The following is a 3,545-nucleotide window of genomic DNA, read 5'->3' as shown; positions in this document are numbered from 1 at the left end:
ACTGGAAATGAGCGAGCGATTGGTTCAAGAGTACATCCATCTCATTGAAGAGCAAGAGCATAAAAAGGAGGAAGTTAATCATGTTAGTTGAACAGATTTCAAGAGCCTCTGACATATGTCGTCATTTCATGAAAAGTGGATCAGTTTTTGATGAGCGAAAACATATAACACATAACGAGGATAAAACTTTCGCTCCAACGTGAGAGAATATATTGAGAATCCAAGAAAAATATGGAGTTAGATCTTTAGGCTAGTTAGGTGTTGCCGGGAATGTAGGATGAATGAGCAGGAATATAGGGTGTACCCGATCTCCTAAACTCAAGTCGAGCATTATTAGCCTATCAAAGTATTTTCAATTCTATTATAACATTATACTCCAAGCTCTCTCAGAAGCTTGGCAATCTCCTCTTTTGTTAGTAATTGTGTATCTCTTGAAGAATATGAATCGATTATTGCATGCTTAAACCCAACAGGTGCATAATCATCAGGTGAATAGTGAGTACGCGGCAAGGTTTTTGGAAGTACACAATACATTTCATCATTCTCATATGTATATTTTGTCTCATCAAGTATCAACAGCGCTTCATCAATTTTTTCACCATTTCGCATTCCAATATAATCAATCGGAAAAGTATCGGGATCATATCCATAGATTGGAGCATATAGTTTTAGCATAACTTCCGCAAGATCAATAATACGCATAGCTTTCATTTTTAGAATAAAAATCTCATTTCCCTGTGAAAGCAATCCTGCTTTTAGAATTAGGTTTGTGGCAGATGGGATATCCATAAAGAATCTTCTCATATCAGGATGGGTGATTGTTAATGGTCCGCCCCTTTGAATCTGTTTAAGAAAGAGTGGTATTATAGAGCCCCGAGAATTCAACACATTGCCAAACCTAACACACGAAAAAGCCGACCTTTTAAAACCACGATAAATATTTGCAGAGATTGTTAAACGTTCTGCAAGAAGCTTAGTCGCTCCCATAACATTTGATGGATTTACCGCTTTGTCTGTGCTAACTGTAATGACCTTTTTTACCCCTTGGTCATATGCTGCATCAAGAACATTCTGCGTTCCTATTATATTCGTCTTAACGGCATCATATGGGTTGAATTCACAGAGTGGGACGTGTTTTAAGGCCGCTACGTGAAAGACGATATCAACATCCTCCATAGCAACAACAAGCCTCTCCTTATCCCTAATATCTCCAACAAGAAAGCGAAGATTATCTGATTGAAGATCCTGTTCGAGATCAAAGAGGCCAGTTTCATTATTATCAAATACTCGGAGACTCTTTGGTTCATATCTTAGAAGTTCCCTTACCAGAAGACTCCCAATCGACCCGACCCCGCCGGTGACCAGAACCGTCTTTCCCTTATAAAATTCTGCGATATCCATCTATTTCACCGCATAATATTCTGCTATTGAATCAACCACGCACATCACTTCCTCTTCCGGCATTCCCGGATAGATCGCCAGGCTCAGAATATCTCCAGCCACCCTCTCAGTCACAGGAAGCGAGACCTCATATCCAGGCATTGACCGGTAATGGTGTGTCAGATGCACTGGATCAAAATAGATCTTGCTCATGATCCCCTGATCTGCCAGATATTTCATGAGACCATCCCGATCAGATGCACGCACTGAGAATAACTGATGCACATGCGTATAACCATCCGGGGGACTCATAACCGAGACCTCAGGCACTTTTTTCTGAAGAAGTGTTGTATACAATTCTGCAATAGCCTTTCGCATGGAGATGATCGCATCTGCCTTCCGGAGTTGTGCAAGGCCCAGGGCAGCAGTGATATTCGAAAGCCTGAAGTTATATCCAAGCGTGACATAGTCCATGCTTTGATATGAGCTGAAATAATCTGCGGTCTCCAGCCGTCCATGAGATCGGATCAACTTTGCCTGCTCATAGAGGTCACGGTCATCTGTGACGAGCGCACCCCCCTCGCCGGTTGTAATCACCTTATTCTGGCAGAAGCTGAGCATCGCCGAATAACCATAGGTTCCGACCATTGTCCCATTTATAGACGCGCCAAATGCCTCTGCTGCGTCCTCAATGAGCACCAGGTTATGATCATCTGCAATTTCCCGCAGCTCCCTGATCTGGCAGGGGCACCCCCCATAATGCACTGGAATGATCGCCTTTGTCTTCTGTGTAATCTGCTCAAGCACACTGTTCGGGCTAAGGCCCAAGGTACTCTCTTCAATATCCGCAAATACCGGCTTTGCCCCGACGAAAAGCGGAGCATTTGCGGTTGCAATGAATGTAAAGGAGGGGACAATTACCTCATCACCGGTGCCGATGCCGTGGGCAATGAGTGCAGTATGAAGTGCTGATGTCCCGGAATTGAAGGTGAGGCAATATTTTGAGCCAATATAATCAGCGATTCCGGCTTCAAAATCGATTACGTTCGGACCAACAGCCCAGTTCATTCCGGAACGGAGCGCAGTGCTGACACTATCGATATCGTCATCATCATAGTACATTTTGAAAAGGGGTATGTTCCAGGTCATAGTGATTCCTCAGATTCTTCTATCTCAGTCAGCTCAGCTTCATTTAATAGCCGGATTACTTTGGCAGGAACGCCATACGCAAGAACACCCGCCGGGATATTCGTGTTCACAAAGGAAAATGCTCCAATGATCGATCCTCGCCCTATTGTGACTCCGGGCATTATGACGGAGTGTGTGCCGATTCTGCATCCTTTCTCTAACCGGACTTCACCCTGTTTCCGATCGATTGTTGAGAGTGAGTAGATTGAGCAGTGCGATCCTATCTGGACATGATCCTCAATAATAACACCATATTGGGCGTTGATATAGGTGAATGCGCCAACATCCGTTTTATATCCAAGTTTGAATGAACCCGTGTGCTTTACAATCCAGTGATACTTTGTGGGTTCTCCATCGGTTATTTCCGGGTATGTCCAGTTATTGAAACGCATCATAAACAAACCTTGAGATCAAATGTGTTATGTTTGATGTTTGCTTCTTTTTTTCATTCATACCTCAATTATCCGAATTGGTACAAATGCCTCTGCAGCCTCTACAAGGATCTCCGAGCCCCGCTTTTTCGAGAGATGGGCAATACCCTCCCGGGATCGTGGATGTGGGCTTTCTTTCAACTCTGTCTCAAATGCCTCCATTGCCTCAATCTTTAATTCGAGAGTTGATGTTACATCGATATAATACCTGGGCTCAAAAGCACCAAATCCTGTGCCCCATTCTGTCTCAGAAAGAGTTTCATATGCCAAAATTTTACTACATCGATGATGGATTGGCCTGAGCGCAACGAGTGAGGCATCGTGGACAATACGGTGATCCATATTCAAATCACCCCAATGTGGGATAAAGACGCAATCCGAAAACATCTCATTGACAACCTTTTATAATGAGGTATTAACCCACATTCGGCATCTACTTTTTCATGCATAATATTTTTCCACCCCTGACCCGAACAGCCGCGTAATATCCTGTAATTCATCTGTATAATTGAGAATCCGGCACTTAAATCCCGTATCTGTCACTTC

The 3,545-nt window shown here is 43.5% G+C and carries 4 protein-coding genes; all 4 read right to left on the bottom strand.

The window, feature by feature from the left end; genetic code table 11:
- Positions 1-369: 369 nt before the first annotated feature.
- Genes FTO68_RS11645 through FTO68_RS11630 form a run of 4 tightly spaced genes read right to left on the bottom strand, consistent with a single transcriptional unit; the run spans position 370 to position 3,341 of the window.
- Positions 370-1,401, bottom strand: a complete 1,032-nt coding sequence (locus FTO68_RS11645; RefSeq protein ID WP_255333582.1) for a UDP-N-acetylglucosamine 4,6-dehydratase family protein — start codon at positions 1,399-1,401, stop codon at positions 370-372.
- The gene (locus FTO68_RS11640; RefSeq protein ID WP_255333581.1) at positions 1,402-2,502 is read right to left on the bottom strand and encodes a DegT/DnrJ/EryC1/StrS family aminotransferase; all 1,101 of its coding nucleotides are present in this window, start codon (positions 2,500-2,502) and stop codon (positions 1,402-1,404) included.
- A gap of 23 nt (positions 2,503-2,525) precedes the next feature.
- Positions 2,526-2,963: an acyltransferase gene (locus FTO68_RS11635; protein ID WP_255333580.1), complete on the bottom strand. Its 438-nt coding sequence runs from the start codon at positions 2,961-2,963 to the stop codon at positions 2,526-2,528.
- Positions 2,964-3,017: 54 nt separating this feature from the next.
- Positions 3,018-3,341 carry a PIG-L deacetylase family protein gene (locus FTO68_RS11630; RefSeq protein WP_255333579.1) on the bottom strand — a complete coding sequence of 108 codons (324 nt, stop codon included), beginning with the start codon at positions 3,339-3,341 and terminating at the stop codon, positions 3,018-3,020.
- Positions 3,342-3,545 lie beyond the last annotated feature (204 nt).

Origin of the sequence: Methanocalculus taiwanensis (assembly GCF_024372745.1) — an archaeon.
GTDB lineage: Archaea > Halobacteriota > Methanomicrobia > Methanomicrobiales > Methanocorpusculaceae > Methanocalculus > Methanocalculus taiwanensis.
Note: the sequence above shows the minus strand (reverse complement) of the source record. Positions and strands in the feature narration are given on the sequence as shown.